The following is a 24,884-nucleotide window of genomic DNA, read 5'->3' as shown; positions in this document are numbered from 1 at the left end:
TTGTACCCCTTTATAAATAAGAAGGGGTATCTCTCTTATTTGTGTCGTATTAAAGGCAGTGTGTAGCAATAAGGAAAAAAGTTAATGGCAATTACCAGACGTGATTTTCTCAACGGCGTCGCGGTGACTATTGCGGCGGGACTTACCCCGCTGGAGTGGGTCAGGGCGGCAGGAAAGGGAAACGCATTTATAGATGGAAATTATTATCCTCCTGCGCTGACGGGGCTGCGGGGTAATCATCCTGGATCGTTTGAAATGGCGCATGCGCTAGGTCGCGAGCATAAACATTTTGATTTAAACGCTCTGCCCGTTGAGGAAGAGTACGATCTGGTGATTGTGGGTGGCGGGATTAGCGGGTTAGCTGCCGGTTGTTTTTGGCGTCAAGTTGCCGGGCAAAATAGCCGGATCCTGATCCTCGATAACCATGACGACTTTGGTGGACATGCCAAACGTAATGAATTTACCAGCTCGGGTAAGAAATTACTCGGTTATGGTGGCAGCGAAGCATTCCAGTCACCTGCGCATAATTTCAGCCCTGAAGTACAAAAGTTGATGGAAACTGTGGGCGTCAGCGTCACGCGGTTAAAAGAGAGTTTTGACGTAAACTTCTACCCCGACTGGCAGCTCAGTCGCGGCGTTTTCTTCGATAAGAAGAATTTTGGCGAAACAAAAATCGTCAGCGGCGATCCGGGCCGCGCGGTATCTGATGATATTCCGCCGGACAGGCTCAATGGGCGTAAAATTGAAGACTTTATCAATGATTTTCCGCTAAGTGAGAACGACAGAAAAGCGCTGATCGACCTGCACGTCCGGCCCGGTGATTACCTGCCGGGGATGACGGTCGATGAGAAAATGGAATGGCTGGATACCCACAGCTACAGTGAATTTTTGGCAACAAAAGTTGGTTTGAGCAAAATGGCGCTGCTCTATTTCCAGCAGCGTTCCAACGACTTCTTTGCTATTGGTATTGAAGGTATTTCCTGTAGCGATGCCCGTGCGTGCGCCTTACCCGGCATGGAAGGGATGGGGTTACCGCCGTTGGACGGTGAGTCACTGGCCGACCTCGAAGAGCCGTATGTTTACCACTTCCCGGACGGTAACGCCGGGTTAGCCCGCCTGTTAGTCAGATATATGCTGCCGGATGCGCTACCGGGCAACACGATGGAAGACTCTGTCCTCGCCAGACTACATTACGAAAAGCTGGATCTGCCGGAAAACACCACGCGCCTGCGCCTGAACAGCACGGTGATTAATGCGGCCAACGTGCAGGATGGCGTGGCGGTGACCTATCTGCGTGACGGTAAAATGCACCGTGTGCGCGGTAAGAACACCATCATGGCAGGCTATAACATGATGATCCCGTATCTGGTGCCTGAGATGCCGGAACAGCAGCAGGCGGATCTTAAACTGAACGTGAAGGCACCGCTGGTGTACACCAACGTGGTGGTCAAAAACTGGCAGGCGTTCAAACAGCTTGGCGTACATGAGTTTTATTCTCCGGCGGCACCTTATAGCAGGGTTAAGCTCGACTACCCGGTCAGTATTGGTGGGTATCAACATCCGGCCTCCCCGGACGATCCGATGGTCATTCATATGGTCTATGTGCCGACTTATCCGGGCAGTAACTTGTCGGCCAGAGAGCAGTTCCGTCTGGGACGAGCCTATTTGCTGGGGACCACTTTTGCCGCGCATGAGGAGATGATTCGCTCCCAGTTGCAGGAGATGTTCGGCTCAACCGGATTTGATAATCAACGCGATATTGCCGCCATTACGGTTAACCGCTGGGCGCATGGCTATGCGTACTACGCCAACTCGCTGTTCGATGATATGGATAAGATGCCAGAAATTATCGAACGGGCGCGTAAGCCAGTCGGTCGCATTGCCATCGCTAACTCCGATTCTGACTGGAGTGCTTATGCCCACACGGCAATCGATCAGGCATGGCGTGCGGTTAATGAACTCAAGGATATGGGGTGATCTATGCGTAATGTAACCATTCTCGCCGCCTGTTTATTTACCGCTTCGGTTTCCGCTGCTGAATCTAACGGTGAATACATCGCGCGAATTTCAGACTGCGTCGCCTGTCACACAGCTGAAGGTGGTGCGGCGATGGCGGGGGGCAAAAAGTTTCCTACTCCGGTGGGGGATATTTATTCGACCAACATTACCCCGGACAAAACGCAGGGTATTGGAAATTATTCTTACGAGGATTTTGAAAAGGCCGTACGGCAGGGGATCGCCAAAGATGGTCATCCGCTCTATCCGGCTATGCCTTATCCCTCCTATGCGAAACTTTCTGACGAGGATGTTAAGGCGCTGTATAGCTATTTTATGCATGACGTCACGCCGTCAGCACAGCCCAATAAAGAGAATGCCATTCCGTGGCTACTCTCCGCCCGCTGGCCGCTGCATATCTGGAACTGGCTGTTTACCGACGCGCCAGTGACGGCTGTAGAGGGCGCGAAAACGGATGATAATGCTGCCCTGGTAAAACGGGGTGCTTATCTGGTGGAAGGCCCCGGACACTGCGGTTCATGCCATACCCCGAGAGGCATGGCGATGAACGAAAAAGCGTATACTAATGCTGATGCCGAATACCTGAGCGGCGCGATGATTGACGGCTGGTATGCACCGTCGCTGCGCGGCACCGGTATGTCTGAGCAGGAGTTAAAATCGCTGTTGCTGACCGGTAAAAGCAAGCATGCCGCGGTTTCAGGTTCGATGGCTGAAGTCGTCACGCAGAGTACACAGTATCTGACCGACGAAGATGCCACGGCGATCGCCCAATATCTGTTGAGCCTGAAAAGTGCGAAGCCTGAAACGGTACGTGCTGCGGCGACTACAGCATCCTGGTCGAATTCACCTGAGGCGGGCAGAGTGACCTATAACCGCTACTGTTCAACTTGTCACGGTCTGGAAGGGAAAGGTACGGATGATAACGCGCCTTCTTTAGTTAACAATCCACTGGTGATGGTTGATGACCCGACACCGCTGTTCAGAGTGATTGCCCACGGCGCAGAAACACCGACAACGCGTGGCAGCGTCTCCTTTAAGATGCCTGCCTACGGTGGCTTGTTAAGCGACAACGAAATGCGCGACGTGATTAACTACGTGCGTAAAAGTTGGGGTGAAGGGAATAGCGAAGTAAGCCAGGAAGACCTGGCTGGCGTTAAAAAAGCGTCACATTAAACAGTATGCCGGATAAGGTGCTTGCACCTTCATCCGGCAGTGCTTACACGGTGTTTACCCTGATAATATCCACGAGTCGGGTAAACGCCGCCGTCATTTCATGCTCTTCAATACTGGCAAACCCCAGCAGCAGGCCGCTGCGTTTCCCTTCATTTACGTAATAGCGTGACAGCGGGCGCACCAACAACCCTTGCGCATTCGCCTGTTGGGCAATGACCGTGTCATCGCTCCCGGCGGGTAACTGTAAGATCATATGCAGCCCGGCGTTGCTGCTGAAGGAACCAAGAAAATGTTCACCAAGTTGGCGGCTGATAAGCTCTACCAGCATCTGGCGACGACGACTGTATAGCTGACGCATTTTCCGAATGTGTGCCGCGTAATAACCCTCGCGAATAAACTCCGCCAGTGCGGCCTGAATCAACAGATGCCCACCACGATAGAGGTCGTTATGAACCTTTTTCAGCGGAGCGGCTAACGATTTAGGTAGCACGACATACCCGAGTCGTAGTGCGGGATAGAGTGTCTTACTGAATGTCCCGATGTAAATGACCGGTGTCTCTTCTTCCAGCCCCTGCAAAGAGGGAATCGGCTGGCCGGAAAAGCGGAACTCACTGTCGTAATCATCTTCCACTATCCAGCTTCGCGTTTCACGTGCGCGAAAGAGAAGTTGCCGGCGGCGGCTCAGACTCATTACCGAACCGAGTGGGTATTGATGTGACGGTGTCACAAAAATAAGTTTTGGTGGTGTTTCGCCGGCATCCGGCGGGACCATGCCTTGTTCATCAACCGGGATAGCCGAAAAATTAACGGCATTGATGCGCAGAATATTTTTGATTCCCCAGTAGCCCGGTTCTTCAATCCAGGCGTGATCGCCAGGGTTGCATAAAGTCCGGGTCACCAGATCCAGGGCCTGGTGAATACCTTCAGTAATCAGAATTTGCTCCGGTGAGCACCGTACGCCGCGAGCGGTGCGCAGATAGTCTGCCAGTGCTTCTTTTAGCTCATTCACGCCGCCTGTGGCATCGTAAGTGAGATACTCCGGGCGCAGTCGTCTTGCCAGCCTGTCCTGAATTTTCTTGAGCACCCGGTGCGGGAAATGCTCTACATCAGGTACGCCTGGAATAAATGCCCCCCACTGACGGGGACTGGCGCTGGCATGACCCAGCAGCTCAAGGCAGCGGGCGGATAAGCGGGTGTGATCTTCCAGAGCGGCAGCAACAGGCTCTTTGTCAGGACGCAGGTCGAGATTGTCCAGCACGCTGTCGGTCACAAATGTGCCGCTGCTGGTGCGCGCGGAAATATACCCTTCAGCTTGCAACTGTTCGTACACCCGCAGGACGGTATTGCGCGATAGCGTCAGCTCTCCTGCCAGGTCACGCGACGGAGGCATTCGGGTAGCCGGTTTCAGGCTACCTTCGAGGATGCAACTACAAATGGCGGCATACAGGCGGCGATGTAGTTTTTCGTCAGTCTGCTGATTAAATGCATGCTTGATCACATCTCCGGCAAGTGAACGCATTTGGATCCTTAAAATAAAACGATTTGGCTCTCGATTAAAGTACCAGACGGCGTCTAAATTTAAAGGGTAATTCAACCGAAATGTATTAATGGACAAGGTGTAGAGAATGAACAATAAAAACCTGCAACAACGTCGTCTGGATGCCACCCCGCGTGGCGTGGGTGTGATGTGTGATTTTTATGCCCAGTCGGCAGAAAACAGCACGATTACCGATATCGAAGGCAATCAGTACATCGATTTTGCCGCCGGGATCGCCGTGCTGAACACCGGACACCGCCATCCTCGCCTGGTGCAGGCAGTCGAAGCGCAACTTCAGGCTTTTACCCATACGGCTTATCAGATTGTCCCGTACGAAAGCTATGTGTCTTTAGCTGAGAAAATCAACGCCGTTGCGCCAATCGACGGCAAGCGTAAAACCACATTCTTCACTACCGGGGCTGAAGCGGTAGAAAACGCGGTGAAAATTGCGCGCGCGCATACCGGCCGTCCTGGCGTTATCGCATTTGGCGGTGGTTTTCATGGGCGTACTTACATGACGATGGCGTTAACCGGCAAGGTGGCACCCTATAAAAAAGGTTTCGGCCCGTTCCCTGGCTCTGTTTACCATGCGCCGTATCCTTCTGAATTGCAGGGTATTTCCACGGCGGATTCCCTAAAAGCGATTGAGCGTCTGTTTAAAGCCGATATCGATCCAACCCAGGTTGCGGCGATTATTTTCGAACCCGTCCAGGGCGAAGGAGGCTTCGTGGTGGCACCGCCAGAATTTGTGGCTGCCATCCGCCGTATTTGCGACGAGCATGGCATCGTGATGATCGCTGATGAAGTACAAAGCGGGTTTGCCCGTACGGGTCAGCTGTTTGCGATGGATCATTACGCCGATAAAGCGGACCTGATGACCATGGCGAAAAGCCTTGCGGGCGGCATGCCGCTGTCAGGCGTCGTGGGCAAAGCCGAAATTATGGATGCGCCTGCGCCGGGTGGTCTGGGGGGAACCTACGCCGGAAACCCGCTGTCGATCGCAGCGGCCCATGCGGTGCTGGATATCATTCGTGATGAGCAGCTATGCCAGCGTGCGGCGGCTCTCGGCGAACAGCTGCGCGCCGCTCTGACAGACGCGCAAGCAGGGTGTCCTGAACTGGCCGAAGTGCGAGGTTTAGGCTCTATGATTGCTGCTGAATTCTGTGATGCAGCGACAGGAGAACCCAACGCTGCTGCCGCACAACGCGTGCAGAAGAAAGCCCTTGAGCAAGGATTACTGCTGCTGACCTGCGGTCAGTATGGCAACGTTATTCGTTTCCTTTACCCGCTGACAATTCCGCAGGATCAGTTCGCCAAAGCGCTCGATATTATCAAAGCAGCAACCAAGTAATTCGTTAGTTGTCATTTACCCAAAGCCGACGGTCGTCATCACCGTCGGCTTTTTTGTTGCCGTGGATTTACCAACCACATGCCGTTATATATTTACATATATATCGATTGGATCTATTCTATTCATCATACAAATATAATAACTGTACTCTTCAAGAGAAGGCGCTTGCGTTAGCGGCCTCCAGTCTTTCTATCTAACGAATTGAATTAACGAATGTTAAATAACAAATTTACCCCAGTGGCCTCTGGGTTGTTAACCTTTGCCTGTTTTTCCACCGCCGTCACGGCTCATGCTGAAGATACCGTCATCGTTTCGGCGCCAGCCACGTCACAATCCTCGTTATCGGAACATGAACCTCCGGCGAGCGAAAAAAAAGTCACGTTAGGTAGCCTCGGCGAGCGAGAGTTGATAGACGTTCCCTGGTCGGTGCAGACGTTGTCGAAAAAAGTGCTGGATCAGCAACAAATCAAAGATGTGAAAGACGCCTATCGCTACCTACCGTCCGTTCAGGGTGACGGCGTCCGCCCACAAACCCGCGGCATGCAGGGGAGCGTGGTACAAAACCATATGATTGATGGCCTGAACGCCGTCTCCACGACGGAATATTCGACCGAACAGTTCCAGAACATTGAGGTGTTGAGCGGCATCGCTGGATCGCTGTATGGCCCTGCTAATCCAGCAGGGATGTTTAATTTGGTGTCTAAACGACCTGTCGATACACCGTTGCATCGTGTCACAGTAGGGCAAGGTACAGGGTCGGGAACGTTGGCATCGATGGATTTCAGCGGCCCAATCGATGCGGGAGACCGGGTGAAATATCGCCTCAACTTGCTGAACGATGAGGGCCATAGCTACACCACCGATAGCCATGTCCGTCGACAGTACGCTGGCTTGGGGCTGGACTTTCAACTGACAGATCAAACGGTGCTGGAGAGTAATTTCAGCTATTACCATTATTACGAAAAAGGCATGCCGGGTAGCTTTGCCCTGGCGAAAGGCGTTCACTTTCCCGCGGCATTTGATCCTACGGACAGTAAATATGGTCAATCTTATGCGGATCATGATGACGAAACGACTACCGTCGATATGCATATTAAGCATGATTTTGACGGCAACTGGATGCTGGACCTGGGGGCGCTGCACCAGGTTGCAGACCGCGAGTCGACGGCCGTGACCAACACCCTGACGGATAACCGGGGCGATTACACCACTACAACCTCTAATTCGGCGGCCAGTCGGTTTACCATCAACAGTTATTTAGCGAACCTGACCGGTAGCATTGATACCGGCTGGCTGACCCAGGATATTGCTACCGGAATGCGTGGATTTGTGTGGAAAAACTATAATCCAAGAAACGGCGGCACTTTCACTCTGGGGCATTCTTCCCTCGATCAACATCCCGACTATCCACGACCACCGTATCCAGATTTTAACGATCGCTATCATTCAGCGACCACCACTCAACATGCATTTTTGCTCAGCGATACGCTGCATTTTTCCCCGCAGTGGAGTTTGCTGCTTTCCGGCAGTGAGAACCTGTTTACCGTCAGTAACTACAACAAAGCTGGACATGAAAGCAGCCATCAGCAGGACAATGGCATGAGCGGTTCTACCAGCCTGATGTATAAACCGGTGGAGAACGTCACACTGTATACCACCTGGGCGGACAGTTTGCAGCAGGGCGATACCGCGCCCGCCGGGGCGCGCAATGCCGGGCAGGTGTTAGATCCCTACCGTAGCCATCAACTGGAGGTGGGCGCAAAATATGCGCCAGTAAAAGATCTGCTGCTTACCGCTGCGCTTTTTGAAGCCAAACGCCCCTTTGCCTATACCAACGACAATGGCGATTTTGCTCAGGATGGTACGCAGAAAAACCGTGGGCTGGAACTGATGGCTGATGGGCATATCACCCGTAATTTGCGCGTGTTAGGCGGCGGAGCCTGGCTTGATCCAACGCTTCATAATACCGCGGCCAGCAATGCGGATGGTAAGCAAGTTGTTGGTTTGCCGCGCTTCGCCTCGAATATCCTCGCAATCTACACCATCGAACGGGTTCCGGGACTGGATATCGACACGAACGTGCATTACGTCGGACGTCGGGCTACCGATAATGCCAACGACAGCTGGGTCGGGAGTTACACCACGGTGGACATCGGTACGCGTTATGCCACCAGACTGTGGAACACACCAACCACTTTCCGGTTTGATATCACCAATCTCACCGACCGTCACTATTGGACCAATATCGTTCCGGGCGCATTGACTGGTTACACGGGCGCAGGGGCTGCCAGCGCTCAACTTGGTGCACCGCGCCAGGCTCAGTTTTCTGTTCAGGTTGATTTTTAGGGGTTGCTTATGAAAACGTGCCACACATGGCTGCTTTGTGTGTGGCTGGCGTTTCCTGCCCTGGCAACACGCCAGGTTGTGGATGATGCTGGTCACACAGTTACCGTTCCCGCGCATGTTGAACGTATCGCGGATGGCTGGTTTGCCCATCATTCGGTGCTGATGACGCTGGGTGCTGGTCGTAACATTGTTGCGACGGTCAACCATGAGGAAAACCAGCCATGGATGTTCAAAATCAATCCTTCTCTGAGACAAGCCTTACAGATACGAGGAACATCATTTAATAGCGAGGATTTGCTGGCCCGGCACGTCGACGTCGTGTTTGTGGCAAAAGGAAAAGGGGATGCTCAAAGCTACAGTCAGGCGGGTATTCCGGCCCTTGAAATGGCATTTACTGACTATGCTTCGATGGAAAAATCGGTCACTACGACCGCAGAGGTTCTGGGTACCGAGCAGGCTCGCGTCCGTGCAACGGCTTACAATCAGTATCTCAACCGTGTACTCGCGGATGTGCAGGCTAAAACTGCGGAGCTGGCGGAAAATCAGCGCCCTCGGGTACTTCATATTCAATCGCTAAATCCGCTTAAAGTCGACGGCAGGAACACGTTGATCGATACCTGGATTACGCTGGCGGGTGGACGGAATGCGGCAGGTGAAGTTGACGGCAACATGAAAGAGGTGTCGCCCGAGAGGGTGCTCTACTGGCAACCGCAGGTCATTATTCTCGGTGCGGGGTGTGGTGATATCGCCAGTTCGCCATACGCAGCATTGTTCAAAGAACTTAACGCAGTGAAACAGGGTAACGTCTGGCGCAATCCGGCGGGCGTGTTCCCCTGGGATCGCTACGGCACTGAAAGCGCGTTGCAGCTACAGTGGGCTGCATCGAAACTGCATCCGGCATTGTTTAGCGGCCTGGATATGGTCAGCGTAACGCGAGATTTTTATCGCCAGTTCTTCGATTATTCGCTCACTCAGGAGCAGGCGATGCGAGTTTTAAACGCGTTACCCCCACAGGAGTAGCGCTCACGTATAAAGACAGGCGTGATAAGGATTGCACGCCATTTTTACCCCTCTGAAATGTGGGGTTTGGTGCGCTCATGATGAAAATGGTTTGCCAGGACTCTCGTTATATAATTTAATGCATATCGTTTTTACTCCTCTATTCAGATGGTATCCCATGTTAACTTTCCGCTCTTTTGTGCTGGTTTGCGCCAGCATGTTGTTTGCGTTTTCTGCTCAGGCCGACCGAACGATCACCGATCAGCTTGGTCGACAGGTCACGATTCCTGACCACGTGGACAAAGTGGTCGTGCTGCAACATCAGACGTTGAATATTCTGGTCCAGCTCAATGCCCAGCAGGACATTGTTGGTGTGATGTCGAGCTGGAAAAAGCAGCTCGGGCCTGAATTTGCGCGCTTTATGCCGACGATTACTACATTGCCGACGCCAGGCGATCTCACCAGCGTGAACATCGAAAGCTTGTTGGCGATTCATCCGCAGGTGGTTTTTGTCGCCAACTATGCGCCCGCGGAAATGATCCAGCAGATTCAGAACGCCGGTATTCCGGTCGTGGCTATCTCATTACGCAAGGATGCCACCGGGCAACAGAATAAAATGAACCCGACCATGGCCGATGAAGAGCAGGTCTACAACGAAGGGTTGAAGCAGGGTATTCGCCTGATCGCTGACGTGGTTGGGCGCAAACCGCAGGCCGAAACGTTAATCGACTACGTTTTTACCGCGCGGGCAAAATTCAATGCGCCGGTTGCAAAAATCCCGGATGCACAAAAAGTCCGTATTTATATGGCTAACCCCGATCTGATGACTTACGGCTCCGGGAAGTACACGGGACTGATGATGCAGCACGCGGGGGGATTAAATGTGGCGGCTGCCAGTGTGAAAGGTGCCCGTCAGGTTGCGCTGGAGCAGGTATTAGCGTGGAACCCGCAGGTGATTTTTGTCCAGGATCGCTATCCGCAGGTGGTAACTGAGATCCAAAACGATCCGAACTGGCAGGGGATTGATGCGGTGAAAAATCATCGCGTCTGGTTGATGCCTGAATATGCCAAAGCCTGGGGCTATCCGATGCCGGAAGCGTTGGCGATCGGTGAACTTTGGATGGCCAAAAAACTGTATCCGGATGCCTATAAAAACGTGGACGTTGATGCGCAGGCCAAGGACTACTATCAACGTTTTTATCGTGTGAACTGGCAGTCTGATGCAGCTAAGTAACCGTATTTTGCCCCAGCAACCGCTCTTAATCGTTGTGGTCCTGTTGCTGGGCGTCAGTTCGCTATGCCTCGGACAGTATCCGCTGTCGTTAAGCGAGGTGTTTTACCACCTGACGCACTATAGCGACGCTGAGGGAATAGGCAGCCAGGTTATCTGGACGGTCAGGCTACCGCGTATTCTGATGGCACTGCTGGCGGGGGGCGCGCTTGGGTTATGCGGCGCGACGCTGCAAGGGGTATTTCATAACCCTCTGGTCGACCCGCATATTATCGGCGTGACGTCGGGGGCGGCCTTTGGTGGAACACTGGCCATCCTGCTCGGACTTTCGCCCTGGCTGATGATGGGATCAACGTTTTTCTTTGGTCTGACAGCGTTGATCCTGGTGTATGCTATTGCTGCGTTACAGGGGCTGGAGAATACGCTGGTATTGATCCTGTCGGGTATCATTTTGAGCGGTTTTTTTGCCGCGCTGGTGAGCCTGATCCAGTATCAGGCTGATACCGAAGAGACGTTACCTAATATTGTGTTCTGGCTACTGGGCAGCTTCGCGACGGCCAACTGGCATAAAGTGCTGCTGTTGGCGGTCCCGGTCGGTATCGCCGCGACGGTTTTGTACCAGCTACGCTGGCGGATAAACCTGTTGTCGCTCAATGACAAAGATGCCAGAGCACTGGGTGTGGCGGTGGTTCCTCTGCGACGCAGCGTTTTGGTGTGCTGCGCATTTTTGGTCGCGGCTCAGGTGGCGGTCAGCGGCAGTATTGCCTGGGTTGGATTAGTGATTCCGCATCTGGCGCGTTTGCTGGTGGGGGTTGATCATCGTCGTTTACTACCGTGCGCCTTCTGGTTGGGGGGCGGATTTATGATTGTGGTGGACGATATTGCTCGCACCCTGATGCACGCGGAGATACCGTTGGGGATTATTACCGCATTGTTCGGCGCGCCGTTGTTTGCTTTCTTACTCATACGTACCAGCCGTCGGGAGAAATCATGATACCTGCCGCACTGCGTGTACATCAGCTTACTTATGGGTATCGCGCGCCACTATTTGAGCCGCTAACGTTCTGTTGCCAGAAAGGTGAGATCTGGGCCGTGCTGGGACGCAATGGCCTGGGTAAAAGTACACTGCTCGATACGCTAACCGGCACGCTGCCTGCTTTAGGCGGGAATATTGAAAATAACGGTGGGATAGGGATTGTGGCACAGCATAGCCATCTGCCGTTTCCGTACACGGTCAGCGACGTGGTGTTGATGGGGCGAGCACAGCACGTGAAGCTGTTTGCGCAACCCAGTCCGCAGGATCAAAAAAGAGCAATGCAGGCGTTAGAGCAGTTGAATATCGCGCATCTCGCCTCCAGCTCATTTGGCTCACTTTCTGGCGGGCAGCAACAGTTGGTGATGATTGCCCGGGCTCTGGTGACGGAGTGTCAAACGCTGTTACTGGATGAACCGTGTTCCGCGCTGGATCTCGCCAATCAGCAGGTGGTGCTGCAGCTCATCAGCGATCTGGCCCATCAACAGGGATGCAGTATTCTCTTTTCGACTCACGATCCGCTTCATGCGTTACAGGTTGCTTCCCATACTTTGCTGCTACTCCCTGAAGGAAAATGGCGGGCAGGGCCCACGAACAGCATTGTGACGGAGGAGAATTTATTCCTGGCCTATGGCTTAACGCTGAGAAAACTCAGCGTGGAGAACTACCAGACGCCGTTTATCGCACCGTTGTTTTCTATTCGCCGTTAAGCGTTAAGAATCCTGCGGCGCTAAGAAATTCCTGCCCGCCGCGGGAGAGTATGAATTCAACCAGTGCCATGACTTCATTGGATGCATCAAGCACCGCCAGTTGGTATTCGCAGCGAATATTGTGCTCATCGGGAATAGCCACGTAATGTACGTCGGGCATCGCGCGCAGCGCGTGTACGTAATGCGCGTAACCGATAAACAGATCGGCCAGCCCCTGGCGCAGGATCCAGGCGCTCGCCAGTTCACCTTGCGGGATTTTTATCGTATCACGACCACCCACCAGCGGGATTGCGCGCGTCCGAAGCTGTTGCCCGAGTCCTGGTTCCAGTACATCCATATTGTCGAAAAATGCCCAGGTATAGTCTCCGGAAGGGTCGCTGCCGGGCGTTGATGTACCTGGTCGCAGCGTAGGGTCGCGGAGTAAATCCAGCCAGACACCGGTTCGGTTGCTGACCAGGCTCAGTTTGTTCCAGCAAAAAGTGTGCGTAGAGACGGCTATATTACGTGCTAACAGGTTTTGCGGATGTTCCCGGTTGGCCGAGGCAAAGAGCGCACACGGTTCTCCCGCTTCAATACGCTCACGCAATAAACCGGCCGGACCATATTCAACCTTAACGTCTATTCCACTCATGCGCGTGAACTGGCTTATCAATGGCGTAAATGCAGGGCGCAAACTGCCTGCGGCTAACAGGAATATGGAAGAGGGCATGGTATCCGATCTCTGGCGAATGACATTATGCGAAGAAGGTGAATGATACGCGTTGAGCATGGAATTTAGAATGATTTAGCGCAGTGCTATTGAATCATCAAAGGAAATGATAAAACTGACGGATACAAACTGAAGATAAAAAAATAGTTTTGAAGTGAAATAGCACCAAATCAAAGGGATATGATTTGGTGCGTCCGAGTGGACTCGAACCACCGACCCCCACCATGTCAAGGTGGTGCTCTAACCAACTGAGCTACGGACGCAAAATGGTGCGTTCAATTGGACTCGAACCAACGACCCCCACCATGTCAAGGTGGTGCTCTAACCAACTGAGCTATGAACGCAACGTTGTAGGTGACAACGGGGACGAATATTAGCGGCACAGACCGAATGAGGCAAGAGGGAAATAGCATTTTTCTTCCTGATCTCACGCGATTGCAGAGTAATTAAGCAAGTTGATTATATTTTGTTGATTTTGCAGCGTGTTTTTTATTCAGACAGCGAACTGGGGCATACCAGGGACGGTTTGAATTACAGAGGCGCTCAGACTTTAAGCAATGTAAGGATGGTGGTATCTATTTTCTCTGGGGTAGTGAAGGGGGCAAATCGCTTAAGCGGCTTGCCGTCACGCCCGATCAGGAACTTAGTAAAATTCCACTTGATCCGCCCACCCAGCACGCCGGGTAATTCGTCTTTCAGGTAACGAAATACCGGGTGCGTAGCGGCACCGTTGACTTCCACTTTCTCAAACATCGGGAAGCTCACACCGTAGTTGATGTGACAGGTTTGCGCGATTTCGTCGGCTCCACCGGGCTCCTGGTTACCGAACTGGTTGCAGGGAAAACCAAGCACCACCAGACCCTGCGCGGCGTACTTCTTGTAGAGCGCTTCGAGGCCTGCATATTGTGGAGTGAAACCACAATGGCTGGCGGTATTAACCACCAGAACCAGTTTGCCAGCGTAGTCGGCCATACAGATGGGCTGGCCATGCAAACTGGTGGCAGTCAGTTGATGAAAGGGGGCCATGCCAGAATCCTCAAATAAGATAGCATTACTCATGTTGCCCGCGAGTGACAGGCTTCGCTGCGTATCTATTTATTATGATCGCAACTGCAGTTTTAATAAACTTGCCATTGGTGCAGGGCAAAAATAGAAATTTTCTGCGGTTCGGTTATGGACATTCCATAATTTATTTTAACCAACCTGACGATCGTTCCATTCGTCGCGCGTGATTTCCCAAAGTTCAGAATCCAGCAAACCGCTGACATACTCTTTCTTTTCCGTTTTGATAAGCCGCATGCCGCTACTGTCTGAAATACGTTTGGAACGGACATTAAGAGAGGCTTTCGGCGCACGCAATACCGTCTTATTTAACGTATTAAACCAGTAATCCGTAGCGACATTACTGGCTTCACGCATAAAACCCTGCCCCTGATATTCCGGAGCTAACCAAAATCCACGGTTATTATCCTCAACGTCATAAAGGCATATTAAACCTATGAGATCGTCAGGGGCCTCACGGAGTCTGATAGTCTAGATCCACGCAATCCCTTTATCCATATCAGGCAGGGCAACGTTATTGACGTAATTCTCCGCGCCGTTATCAGGATAGGGCCAGGGTACTGAGGAGACCATATAGCGAACTATCTCCCAGCGGGGATAAAGCACCTGAATCTGCGAGGCATCTTCGGCTTCTAATGGTTTTAACAGCAAGCGTTCCGTATGGAGTATTGGTATTTTCATATGCACTTTTCCTACTCGATCAAGATAAGAGGATCAATGTGGGGAGGATTTTGAAAAAATATTAATAACCAGAACCCCAGCACAAATAAGAAGCATACCTGCGATCGCCGGAAAATCTAGCTTTTGCCCACTTACCAACCAGCCCAAAAGACTGATTAATACGATTCCAGCACCTGACCAAATTGCGTACGCAATACCCGTTGGAATAGTCGACAGGGTCTGAGAGAGAAGATAAAAGGCTGTGCAGTAGCACACAATAGTTGCTACAGATGGCCATAGGCGTGTGAATCCGTCAGAGAACTTCATCAGGGTTGTACCTATGACTTCAGCTACGATGGCCCCGGCAAGGAAAATGTATGAATTCAAAATCTGACCCCATGTGACAATCTAAAGCAAATATCGTATCACAAAGGGGTGGGTGAGTTTGAACACAGGAGTTATCCGCCCAAGACCTCGAAGCTGCCGTACTGAACTCATAGCGATTAGATTTCCGTTGGTGAGTTCTCCTGCCAAGAGCATAAGAAAACTCAGGCTGATAATGCGATGGACATATCCATACAACGCAGATCTGTTTGGGCAAGTCTTGATGGGGATGTCGTTTCCTTGATAAACATAAAACCATGCTTTTCGTAGAAAGTTTGTGCGTTTGGTGTTGAGGTCAAGGTTAACTGTTTCAGCCCTCTTTTAATCGCCTCATTACATTTATAGATTTATCATGAAACGGTTTCGTTTCAACATCGTTGTTTAACAAAAGAGGGAAGTCCATTACTGGCACGGAGTTGACAAGTTACCATCATGAGCAGTGAGCAGATAATCGACTCTTGATGAGTCGATTATTCAATGCAAACGGGGCATAGTAATTCATTCAGTACAGGATTATGCAGCTCAATCAATCGACACAAAATAATTGTGAGGTCACAAATATGACGCCTACATTGCAAGGATCTCTTGTCACGCTCCGTCCTCTGCTTGAGACAGATGCTCAGCTATTGATTGATGCGGCTGCGGATGGGGAACTCTGGTCCCTGCCATTTACGGTGGTTCCGTCTGCTGACACCGCAGATTCGTACATTCAGAAAGCCCTCAAGGGGCAGATCGAAGGCACAGTCATGCCGTTTGCTGTAACGCTTTCGTCCGATCAACGTGTCATTGGATCAACACGTTTCTGGAAGATTGATAGAGAAAACCGAAAGCTCGAAATTGGTCACACCTGGTATTCACAAAGCTGGCAAAAAACAGCTGCAAATACCGAGAGTAAACTGTTATTGCTGCGGTACGCCTTTGAGCAACTGAAGTGTGTTCGCGTTCAGTTTACGACTGATGTATTGAATGAGCGCTCGCAGGCTGCCATTCTCCGTATTGGTGCGATCCAGGAAAGCATCATCAGAAATGAACGAATTATGCCTGATGGTCGAAAACGTACTTCCATACGGTACAGCATAATTGATGATGAGTGGCCGCAGGTTCGGACCAACCTTGAGCACCGCCTTTCCAGCTACAGGAAAGAGAAATAACTCGAGGTTTTGCGGACAGAAGGTCTGCTGTGAGCGAGAAGCGGACATCTGCTTTAAAATTTTTTTCGTTTATTAAAAATTATTATGATAATGAAATTTTTTTTAGTATTCTCAGAGTTCGCACTTTACAAAATGATACCATAAGGGATTGAAATAATTGTGAATAATGAATCTGATGAGTTTACTTGGCCTATTAGTGTTAAATATCCACTGGTCGATAATCTAGGTACAATAGCGACAATAAAAGTCGGCCCTGGTATTACAGTATTGGTTGGACCGAATGGTAGTGGGAAAACCAGAGCACTACGTGCAATAAAATCACAGTTAATGAGTGAAAACCTATTAAACGCTAATAATAGGAAAGTACATTTTCTCTCGGCAGGACGTAGTAGCCCATTAGAATCTTATAGGTCTAGTTCAAATTCTCCTCATGGTGTCGATACTAACAATGCTGCAGTTGGTAATATAGGTTACATGGATAACTGGTGGAATTTTGAAAGTATCACTGGGGACTTAATGGTCTTAGATCGGAGACCTGATCTCAAGTTAAAGATTGAAGCGCGCTTGCAGCAATTGTTTGACAGAAGTGTTGAGCTAAAGTGGTCTCAGAGCGGAATGATTATTAGGATGACATCCGTCACTAGTGGTGATGGCTATCCAGCTAATCACGAAGCAAGTGGAATTCTACAGGTTATCGCGTTACTTTCGGCAATTCATAACGACGAGATAGGTACATTAATAATCGATGAGCCAGAAATCTCACTCCACCCACAGCATCAAGCATTTTTGCTCGAAGAAATGGAGTTGGTAGCAGGAGATCCTAGTGATCCGACTAAAAAATTAATTATCATAGCAACACATTCACCTTCCATGTTACCGCTTCGGCGAATTGAAGAATTATCAAAAATAATATTTTTCAACTCGGCACAGCGGGTTCCAGCTCAGATAGAAAGCAAATCAGAAATTCTGAAAAGTAGAAAGCTGACCGCATTGATAGCACGCCTTAGCGCTACCCATCGAACAGCAATGTTTGCTGAGCATGTATTACTGGTCGAAGGCCCGAGCGACGAAATAATTGTAACACAATTGGCAAGAAAGTTTGGTCTCCGCATGCTTGCGCGTAATGCCCAAATACTTCCCGTTACTGGAAAGGGCGAATTTATAGAGGCTGCTAAGCTTTTTAGATTAATGAATAAACAAGTAAGTTTGCTGGCAGATCTTGACGCTTTGGCTGATGAGAATGATTTAGTTAATTATTTTAGCGGATTACCAGAAGCTATGGCTATTGCAGATCAAATCGGGCGAACAAATCTCGCTGATTTTGACAGAGATTTGAGAGGAGAAATTACAAGTTTCATTGCTGACTTCAAAGCGGAGATCGATATGGCAGCTGATGATTACCCTGATTGGTCAAGTAAAGAATCTGGAGCAGATACTAAACGTCGAGTTACGTTAGCTCGTATTCTTACTAATCCCAGAAGTTTTGGTACAGAAACATCTTCCAGTGCTGAAAGACTTCTCATAAAATATAATTTACTCTTGAGTTCATTAGAAAAGGTTGGATGCTATTTTTTACGTCGGGGAGCCATCGAAAATTATTACCGTGAGACAGCAGATATTGGAGCAGGAAAGCCAGATCGTGCAGCATTAGAATCAGCTGGGTTCGATGTTAGAGAAAAGCACGAACTTGAAGCAAGTTATAAAGACATTTATGCTGCCTTACAATATGCTGCTCCAAATAAGATTGTAGATGAAGATACACTCCTCCGTATGAAACTTGGTGCTATTTTATTACCAGTAATGCTCGGTATGAAATTTAACAGTAGCGACAAAGAGATCGAAGCGTTGGCTAGCTCTACAATTGGGAATGATGCAACAGTTTTCAAACTTTCGAATAAATCCGATGAGCAACAAATTAAGCTCGAAGTGGATCTCCGCTCACCGTTGTTCAAGCGTGAAAATTTCCCCTTCGAAATATCAACTTCTGAAAATCCAATCGCTGTTTTGCAAAAAGTGCTACCTGGAATTAATAGATAAATTACGAGATTTAAACTCTTAAATAGATAGGTTTTATCGATCGCCAATGTTATTGGCTGATGATTTAATAAATTTTAAATTAGTAATAAAAAGTCCTTAACCAAGACTAAAGTAGTCTTGGTTAATTAATATTGCTATCATCCAGAGCATAACTAATGCATTCTAAATTCTAGGTTATATATATAAATCATGCTTCCCTTTGTTATTAGTGATTCTAAGAAATAGTTCATTCGTGATTTCTTAGTTTCATGCACACAAGATAAGGACAAACAGTGTCCGCTCCTGGCACAGGGCTGCTGTTGCAGCCCTGACAACCTTAGACTTCAATCGATTCAGAAATCTCTAACGCATCATCGACTTCAATGCCCAGATAACGGACCGTGCTTTCCAATTTCTTATGACCTAACAGGAGTTGAATCACACGAAGATTCTTAGTTTTCTTGTAGATCAGGTAAGGTTTTGTTCTTCTCATGGAATGTGTACTGTAAAGCGAATCTTCGAGACCAATTTTTGCTACCCACCCATGAAAAATTCGGTTGTATTGCCGGGGTGATATGTGTTGGTTAGTACCGACCCGAGATCGGAACAGGTAGTCTTTACTGTGTAAATTGCCAAGCTTTATCAATGCAGAAACAGCCTCTCTTGTCCCTTTGGTTATCTCAAATTGGACAGGGCTGCCGGTTTTCTGTTGTAGCACCGTAGCTCTGCTTGAAACAGAGCTACCATATGCAACATCAGATACTTTGAGTTTTACCAGATCACAGCCTCGACGCTTACTATCTAGGGCCATATTGAACAGAGCCAAATCGCGCGTTTTACCTTCCAGTTCAAGCCTGATTCGGATCCCCCAGATATGAGATATCTGAAGTGGTCTTTTTTGGCCGATGATACGGTCTTTGTTCCACGGTGATGTGTTCATACTCAAATCTCCTGAAATGTGGGTGATCTGAGTATGGCTGTCCCTCATGAGCGAACAGCAGACGTTTGCACTTCCCCCCCCCACAACGGCGTTAGCATAAACAGTCAGACATGGGGGTTATGCGGACTGGCGGCACAGTCTTACTCTAAATTTCATAAATCTGAAGATCAGCTTCCTGGAATACTTCAGCATATTTTTTGCTCACACCCCCCTCAATGACGAGCACATCTATCTGGCTGCTACTTGCAACGACATAGCGAGCGGCCGCAGGGATCTTGTCGGATGTTAATCCCACAATCACTTCGCTGCACTGTCTGATAACCGCTTTCTTGAACTCACAATCAGCATAATCGAAACCAGTCAGACCTGATTCTAACGACATTGCACAACCTCCGATGAAACCCTGATCGAAGATAATTGCTTTAATTTGTTCAAGGGCAGGACTGCCAACACACCCTCCAGATGAGCGTTGAACCGCTCCACCCAGCATGATGACTTCGCATAACGGTTTTCTTAATAGAATGGCAGCTATTTCTGGCGAGTTTGTCACCACAGTTAAAGCCACTGACTCCGGAAGAGCTATGGCCATAGCAAGATTCGTCGTGCCTGAATCGATAAAGATACAGCTATTTGCTTTGATAAGTTGCGCGCACTTTTGCGCGATCATGCTCTTTTCATCTGTTTTTGTAGTTGTGCGATCAGCATAATTCCCTACTTCAGGCAGTGTGGCCACAGCCCCACCGTATACCTTTTTGCAAACGCCATCCTTACTAAGCTCATGTAAATCACGGCGAATTGTGTGTTCTGACACACCTAGTTGAGCAGAAAGCTCGACACAAACAACCCGTCCTTTTTCTTGTAAGAGCTCACGAATTAGGGCTTGTCGTTGATCCGGGAAAGCTGCATAATCGAGCACGTTAACTCCTAAGTTCATTTAAACGAGCAAGAGGGTGCATGATCGTGCATTCATATTATCTGTGTCAACTCCGTTGATTTACATTACTCCCTGGCGCATAGGGGATTCATAAATCAACATAAATTTCAGCTGGTTAAAGCATGTTTCGACCGTGCCCCTTTATCTCATTATCAGAGCAACATTTGTGTATCCATGAGTCAGGCTGGTGCAGTGCGAAAATGCGAAAGACCGCTCTCGTAACGAACGCAAAGCGAGCACAAGAATGAACGAAAAAGTTGCAACACGATGCATATTCTTCATCGCAGGATTGGCAACGTCAGCCTGGGCTGTGATGGTCCCTTTTGCAAAAATTAATACTGGAGCTAACGAGGCAGTTTTGGGTGTTTTACTCCTGTGCCTAGGAGGGGGCGCTATTATTTCTATGCCCCTTGCAGGGCCTCTCACAGCTCGCTTCGGCTGTCGTAAAATTATCGGCTGTGCAGTACTGATTATTCTGTTATCCATGCCGTTTTTAACATTAGCCAATGACCCCGTTTCACTTGGCCTTCTTCTACTCACGTTCGGCACTGGGATTGGCCTTGCCAACTGCGCCATGAATATTCAGGCAATACTGGTAGAGAAAAACGAAAGCATCCCACTTATGTCCGGTTTCCATGGGATGTATAGCGTAGGAGGTATTGCGGGAGCTGGCGTAATGACCGGCCTGCTCACTGTTGGTCTGAACATTCACACAGCATCATTGTCAGTCTGTCTCATTATCTTCTTGTTGTTAATAGCCAGTTACAGACAACTTCTTACCTATGCCAGCCCAGCAGAAGGCCCATCATTTTCCTTTCCTAAAGGAGATGTCCTGCTCTTAGGTGTCATCTGCTTTATCGTTTTTCTGGCTGAAGGAACCGTACTTGACTGGAGTGCTGTTTATCTGTCGGAAGTAAGGCAAGTTGCGGATTCTCAGGCAGGTCTCGGTTTCACTTGCTTTGCTGTCGCTATGACGGTGGGAAGACTTAGCGGTGATGCGGTCATTAGTCGCCTTGGCGCTTTGCCTGTCGTCATTTACGGTGCAATTCTGGCCTTTTTCGGTTTTTGCCTCATTATCCTGGTTAGCTCAATTCCCGCACTCCTTGCCGGCTATTTCTTTATAGGCGCAGGCTGCGCAAACATTGTACCTGTTATGTTCAGCCAGATTGGCAAACAGCAGAGCATGCCGCAGGCAGTTGCAGTTCCAGCTGTGACTACGATGGGGTATATCGGCGTACTTGCAGGACCAGCCATGATTGGTTTTATTGCCCACCGAAGTTCTTTGCCTGCTGCCTTTATCTTTGTAGCGGCACTCATGATTCTCGTATTAATGCTAAGTCTGGCATTAAGTAAAACACTAAAATTGCACCAGGAGATTTAAAGTGAAGCGTATTGTTTTGTTTTCTGGTGGCAGTGCATGCCGTTCTCTGAATATTGCGCTTTGCCACCATCCAGTTTCTTTGACTCGTATTGTTCCTGCGTGGGATAGCGGTGGAAGCTCACGATCAATTAGAGAAAATATCGATGTATTATCTGTAGGTGATATCCGCCAGGCGCTAATGACCATGGCCTATGGTGAAAACTGTTCGGGTGATATCGTTCGCATCTGCAATACCCGTTTATCATCCGAGGGGGAAACTCAGGAAGCTTTGAGAGAATTTCAGGCTTATGCGGAGGACAGACATCCTTTGCTTGAGCGCCTCGATACTGGATTGAGAGGCGCAATTGTTAATTATCTCCAGATTTTTTCTACCACGGTGGGTGTCGCATTTGACTACCGTAATGGCAGTATCGGGAATTTCATCTTAACCGGCGCCTATTTGGCACATAATCGGGATATGAATACCGCGATTTTTGTTTTCAGAAAACTCTGCGGCATTACAGGAGAAGTCTGGCCTTCTTCACTCAATAATGATCTTGTGCTTTCCGCTAATCTTAATGATGGGCAGCATGTTTCACCTCAGGACAGAATTACCCATCTTTCTAGGCAACAGGCGGAGATTGGCATCAATTCTGTCACATTACAAACGTCCAACGGAAGCAATGCTCAGGTAAATACTGCCGTGCTGGAAGCCATAAAGAACGCGGATCTTGTCGCTTTCGGTCCTGGCAGTTTTTATACCAGTATCATGCCACATCTTCAGGTTAAGGGCGTAATCGCAGCCATAGCAAAAGCAGGATGCCCCGTAGCACTGATCGCTAATATTTTAGAATGCCGTGAGAGTCATGGACTGGGTTTGCAGGATGTTGCTAATCGTTTTATCCAGCAATGGCACGATGCAGACGCATCCATTGCCTTGCCTGAGTTGATGGTTCTGGGAAATCAGAGATTTCTTTCAATTGAAAAATATGTGGGTGAATTTGCCTATCTCTCGGATGAAATCAATGAATCAACCCGCTACACCTGTGTGCTGGATGAGTTTGAAGATGTCTGGGTGCGTGGTAAACACGATGGTGAAATACTTGCAAACAGGCTATTGTCTCTGGTTGAAAATTAATCGGAAAGAAGTCTTTTTGATTGATAAGTTGAATGCTTAGTTCGTTATTACAACATACGTGGAGTTCGAACGATGAATCATCATATTGGTGAAGTTATTCTTGATGAAGAAAGTATTGCTGTCGGTGTCAGTCGTGTGGCTGAGCAGTTGAACAATGACTACACCGATGCTGTTGTTATAACTGTTGTTCCAGGCGGTATTCTCTATACAGCAGACTTAACAAGAAAGCTGAAGTTTGATGTAAGCATGGATTACATATCCTGCCCTCACACACCTGGGGAACGAAATAACAACTCCACTATTGTTTACCATCAAAATATTGAGATTGAAAATCGTCATGTCATTCTTATTGATGATGCAATAGAATCAGGTGGTACAATGAAGCGCCTTATTAAATATATCTTAGATAATTTCAATCCAGCATCCCTGTCTGTTGCCGTCCTCTTCGTCAAACCTGGAAGAGTGAATATTCCTGTAAAACAGTATTTTGCCTATGAAATGGAGAGTGATGATCTACTCATTGGCTATGGTATGCCATGGGATAATAAATATCGCAATCGGCCCAATATTACTAAATTAATGAAATAACCAGTCGTGCACTTATGTTAAGTGGGGCTCGGTTACGGATAAATTGCCTTTAATGGTTAATTTTCTGGATCACTTTTCTGTGTGCTCGCAGATTCAATTCCCGCCAGCCCCACAAAAACAGTCAGTTAAGAAAAGTTACAACACTGACAGTAGACCGAAACAATGTCCGCTGTTGGCACTGAGCGGTCGTATGAGGAGGTACTGTTTTCCACGTGAAATTTGAATAGTTGAAGGCCATAAGTACTGATGATGAGAGGCTTGAATAACCTGTGTGGCTTTGGAGTGGTTTTTACCCCACTTGAAGCGTGATTTGGGGGCATCTTTTGGAGCAGGGACATAAAAAGGGACACATTAATAGCTGCTATAACCCGCTATTAACTGTCCCAGCAATTGTTTATCGTAATGATTTATATGTTTTTTTTGAGTTTTGAAATGATTGTATTTTGTTAATTTTGCAGAATGCAATTTACTCAACCTGTGCGTCGGGCGAGTCGCACCTGATTGTTAAACTGCGTGATGTTTTGCATTTCTACGTGCTGGAGTCACTTAAATAATTACACAGCAACTTCCATAAGTAATGAGCAGCCGGTGTAAAACGATGATCGGAGCTACGCAATACATGCCACTGACACTCTCTGGCAATATGATGATCAATCGGTATTGCCGTCAATTCCCCAGGATAAGAATTTGCATTAGCGGTTTGTTCTGTCATAAAAGCAATCCCCAGTCCCGCGCGGCACAGGGCCATTGCGCTGGTAAACAAATTACAGCAGTAGGATGGCCTGAACATAATCGCTTCATCGCGAAACATCGCAGTGAGATATCGCTGAAGCCCAAAATTGTCATGCATAGCAATCAGGCGATGCCGGGAAAGTTCCTGAAGCGTTACTTTCTTTAAATCAGAAATAACATGATCCTTCCTGACAATGGCACAAATGGCTCCCCGATTATAGCTATATCGTTTAAGTGCCGGTTGCCCAACGGGACCAAATCCCACGGCCATATCCACTTCACCTCTTGCAATGAGTTCCATCGACGTTTCCATGTTGCCAGAAGTGATATCTACAAACACATTCGGGTAGATTTGGGCAAAATCGCTCACGACGTGGGTAATGATTTCCTGGACCATCCCTTGTCCAACGCGCAGCGTAACTGTCCCTCCACGCATATGGCGCATATCGCTGAGTTGCCGCTCAAGTTCATTGCGTTTTTGTTGAGTAATGGCGTAGTCATCAGCCAGTAATCTTCCCGCCTCGGTGAGGACAACGTTACGTCCTCTTTTCTCCAACAATGGCAGCTGTATTGTTCTTTCCAGAAGAGAGATTTGGCGACTGACAACCGAAGGGTTAAAGCCAAGGATGTCGGCGGCTCTGCGGATCCCACCGTACAATCCGACCATATATAAATAACGGATCGCTTTTTCTGGATAGGTGCTCAATGTCATGTTTTTGCCATTATTGTTGACCTGAAAGCAACAATAATAGCATAGGAGCCTGATTCTTTTTCAACCGGGATTCATCACATACTAATGCTAAATACCTATGCG

General features: G+C 48.9%; 21 protein-coding genes, 2 tRNA genes and 1 pseudogene. 13 read left to right on the top strand and 11 right to left on the bottom strand.

The annotated features are described in order from the left end of the window. The first annotated feature begins 84 nt into the window (after nt 1-84). Both OGY67_RS06365 and OGY67_RS06360 read left to right on the top strand, forming a co-directional pair. Nucleotides 85-1,977, top strand: coding sequence for an NAD(P)-binding protein (locus OGY67_RS06365; RefSeq protein WP_048235463.1), 1,893 nt, complete (start codon nt 85-87; stop codon nt 1,975-1,977). Nucleotides 1,978-1,980: 3 nt separating this feature from the next. Beyond that, nucleotides 1,981-3,189 carry a c-type cytochrome gene (locus OGY67_RS06360; protein WP_213752885.1) on the top strand — a complete coding sequence of 403 codons (1,209 nt, stop codon included), beginning with the start codon at nt 1,981-1,983 and terminating at the stop codon, nt 3,187-3,189. A 43-nt stretch (nt 3,190-3,232) separates the two neighbouring features. On the opposite strand, the gene pdxR is transcribed toward OGY67_RS06360, so the two are convergent. Beyond that, nucleotides 3,233-4,708 (bottom strand): MocR-like pyridoxine biosynthesis transcription factor PdxR, encoded by a 1,476-nt coding sequence (gene pdxR, locus OGY67_RS06355; RefSeq protein WP_103014630.1) that lies wholly within the window; start codon nt 4,706-4,708, stop codon nt 3,233-3,235. A gap of 106 nt (nt 4,709-4,814) precedes the next feature. Between pdxR and puuE the strand changes: the two genes are divergently transcribed. The 6 genes from puuE to OGY67_RS06325 all read left to right on the top strand — a co-directional run bounded on the left by puuE (nt 4,815) and on the right by OGY67_RS06325 (nt 12,396). Then, a complete protein-coding gene (gene puuE / locus OGY67_RS06350; RefSeq protein ID WP_003832711.1) occupies nt 4,815-6,077 on the top strand; it encodes a 4-aminobutyrate transaminase in 1,263 nt (420 codons plus the stop codon). 213 nt (nt 6,078-6,290) lie between these two features. Then, complete coding sequence (locus OGY67_RS06345; RefSeq protein ID WP_286573788.1) at nt 6,291-8,423, top strand: TonB-dependent receptor; 2,133 nt, start codon at nt 6,291-6,293, stop codon at nt 8,421-8,423. A gap of 9 nt (nt 8,424-8,432) precedes the next feature. After that, complete coding sequence (locus OGY67_RS06340) at nt 8,433-9,443, top strand: ABC transporter substrate-binding protein (protein ID WP_079933958.1); 1,011 nt, start codon at nt 8,433-8,435, stop codon at nt 9,441-9,443. A 157-nt stretch (nt 9,444-9,600) separates the two neighbouring features. Continuing rightward, a complete protein-coding gene (locus tag OGY67_RS06335; RefSeq protein ID WP_204557815.1) occupies nt 9,601-10,656 on the top strand; it encodes an ABC transporter substrate-binding protein in 1,056 nt (351 codons plus the stop codon). Further along, nucleotides 10,643-11,647 carry a FecCD family ABC transporter permease gene (locus tag OGY67_RS06330; RefSeq protein ID WP_003832715.1) on the top strand — a complete coding sequence of 335 codons (1,005 nt, stop codon included), beginning with the start codon at nt 10,643-10,645 and terminating at the stop codon, nt 11,645-11,647. The genes OGY67_RS06335 and OGY67_RS06330 overlap by 14 nt, the downstream gene beginning before the upstream one ends. Beyond that, a complete protein-coding gene (locus tag OGY67_RS06325) occupies nt 11,644-12,396 on the top strand; it encodes an ABC transporter ATP-binding protein (protein WP_213753039.1) in 753 nt (250 codons plus the stop codon). The genes OGY67_RS06330 and OGY67_RS06325 overlap by 4 nt, the downstream gene beginning before the upstream one ends. On the opposite strand, the gene OGY67_RS06320 is transcribed toward OGY67_RS06325, so the two are convergent. The 7 genes and pseudogenes from OGY67_RS06320 to OGY67_RS06290 all read right to left on the bottom strand — a co-directional run bounded on the left by OGY67_RS06320 (nt 12,383) and on the right by OGY67_RS06290 (nt 15,537). Continuing rightward, nucleotides 12,383-13,105, bottom strand: a complete 723-nt coding sequence (locus OGY67_RS06320) for a substrate-binding domain-containing protein (RefSeq protein WP_137377851.1) — start codon at nt 13,103-13,105, stop codon at nt 12,383-12,385. The two genes, OGY67_RS06325 and OGY67_RS06320, sit on opposite strands and share 14 nt — an antisense overlap. A gap of 186 nt (nt 13,106-13,291) precedes the next feature. Next, nucleotides 13,292-13,368: transfer RNA gene (locus tag OGY67_RS06315), tRNA-Val, on the bottom strand. A gap of 4 nt (nt 13,369-13,372) precedes the next feature. Beyond that, nucleotides 13,373-13,449, bottom strand: a tRNA-Val gene (locus OGY67_RS06310). A 199-nt stretch (nt 13,450-13,648) separates the two neighbouring features. Then, nucleotides 13,649-14,131, bottom strand: a complete 483-nt coding sequence (locus OGY67_RS06305) for a glutathione peroxidase (protein ID WP_213753038.1) — start codon at nt 14,129-14,131, stop codon at nt 13,649-13,651. Nucleotides 14,132-14,299: 168 nt separating this feature from the next. Further along, nucleotides 14,300-14,848, bottom strand: a pseudogene (locus OGY67_RS06300) (GNAT family N-acetyltransferase). A gap of 33 nt (nt 14,849-14,881) precedes the next feature. Beyond that, entirely contained in the window at nt 14,882-15,214 is a 333-nt protein-coding gene (locus OGY67_RS06295) for an EmrE family multidrug efflux SMR transporter (protein WP_063941528.1), read from the bottom strand. A 161-nt stretch (nt 15,215-15,375) separates the two neighbouring features. Then, the gene (locus tag OGY67_RS06290) at nt 15,376-15,537 is read right to left on the bottom strand and encodes a GNAT family N-acetyltransferase (protein ID WP_286573804.1); all 162 of its coding nucleotides are present in this window, start codon (nt 15,535-15,537) and stop codon (nt 15,376-15,378) included. Between the two features lie 189 nt (nt 15,538-15,726). Between OGY67_RS06290 and OGY67_RS06285 the strand changes: the two genes are divergently transcribed. Both OGY67_RS06285 and OGY67_RS06280 read left to right on the top strand, forming a co-directional pair. Next, nucleotides 15,727-16,362 carry a GNAT family N-acetyltransferase gene (locus tag OGY67_RS06285; RefSeq protein ID WP_234692304.1) on the top strand — a complete coding sequence of 212 codons (636 nt, stop codon included), beginning with the start codon at nt 15,727-15,729 and terminating at the stop codon, nt 16,360-16,362. Nucleotides 16,363-16,521: 159 nt separating this feature from the next. Continuing rightward, on the top strand, nt 16,522-18,399 hold the full coding sequence (locus tag OGY67_RS06280; RefSeq protein WP_249358558.1) for an ATP-dependent nuclease: 1,878 nt from the start codon (nt 16,522-16,524) through the stop codon (nt 18,397-18,399). Nucleotides 18,400-18,715: 316 nt separating this feature from the next. On the opposite strand, the gene OGY67_RS06275 is transcribed toward OGY67_RS06280, so the two are convergent. Both OGY67_RS06275 and OGY67_RS06270 read right to left on the bottom strand, forming a co-directional pair. Beyond that, nucleotides 18,716-19,318, bottom strand: a complete 603-nt coding sequence (locus OGY67_RS06275) for a site-specific integrase (protein WP_137377855.1) — start codon at nt 19,316-19,318, stop codon at nt 18,716-18,718. A gap of 145 nt (nt 19,319-19,463) precedes the next feature. Then, on the bottom strand, nt 19,464-20,234 hold the full coding sequence (locus tag OGY67_RS06270; protein WP_003832721.1) for a DeoR/GlpR family DNA-binding transcription regulator: 771 nt from the start codon (nt 20,232-20,234) through the stop codon (nt 19,464-19,466). Nucleotides 20,235-20,496: 262 nt separating this feature from the next. Between OGY67_RS06270 and OGY67_RS06265 the strand changes: the two genes are divergently transcribed. The 3 genes from OGY67_RS06265 to OGY67_RS06255 all read left to right on the top strand — a co-directional run bounded on the left by OGY67_RS06265 (nt 20,497) and on the right by OGY67_RS06255 (nt 23,338). Then, complete coding sequence (locus OGY67_RS06265) at nt 20,497-21,633, top strand: MFS transporter (protein ID WP_032934445.1); 1,137 nt, start codon at nt 20,497-20,499, stop codon at nt 21,631-21,633. 1 nt (nt 21,634) lies between these two features. After that, nucleotides 21,635-22,750 carry a gluconeogenesis factor YvcK family protein gene (locus OGY67_RS06260; RefSeq protein ID WP_032942972.1) on the top strand — a complete coding sequence of 372 codons (1,116 nt, stop codon included), beginning with the start codon at nt 21,635-21,637 and terminating at the stop codon, nt 22,748-22,750. A 72-nt stretch (nt 22,751-22,822) separates the two neighbouring features. Then, nucleotides 22,823-23,338 (top strand): phosphoribosyltransferase, encoded by a 516-nt coding sequence (locus OGY67_RS06255; RefSeq protein WP_003832724.1) that lies wholly within the window; start codon nt 22,823-22,825, stop codon nt 23,336-23,338. Between the two features lie 529 nt (nt 23,339-23,867). Here the strand turns inward: OGY67_RS06255 and OGY67_RS06250 are convergent. Continuing rightward, entirely contained in the window at nt 23,868-24,782 is a 915-nt protein-coding gene (locus OGY67_RS06250; protein ID WP_286573787.1) for a LysR family transcriptional regulator, read from the bottom strand. Between the last annotated feature and the right edge of the window lie 102 nt (nt 24,783-24,884).

The organism is Citrobacter sp. Cpo015 (assembly GCF_030333035.1).
Lineage (GTDB): Bacteria > Pseudomonadota > Gammaproteobacteria > Enterobacterales > Enterobacteriaceae > Citrobacter > Citrobacter portucalensis.
This window is presented reverse-complemented; position numbering and strand designations above follow the sequence as displayed.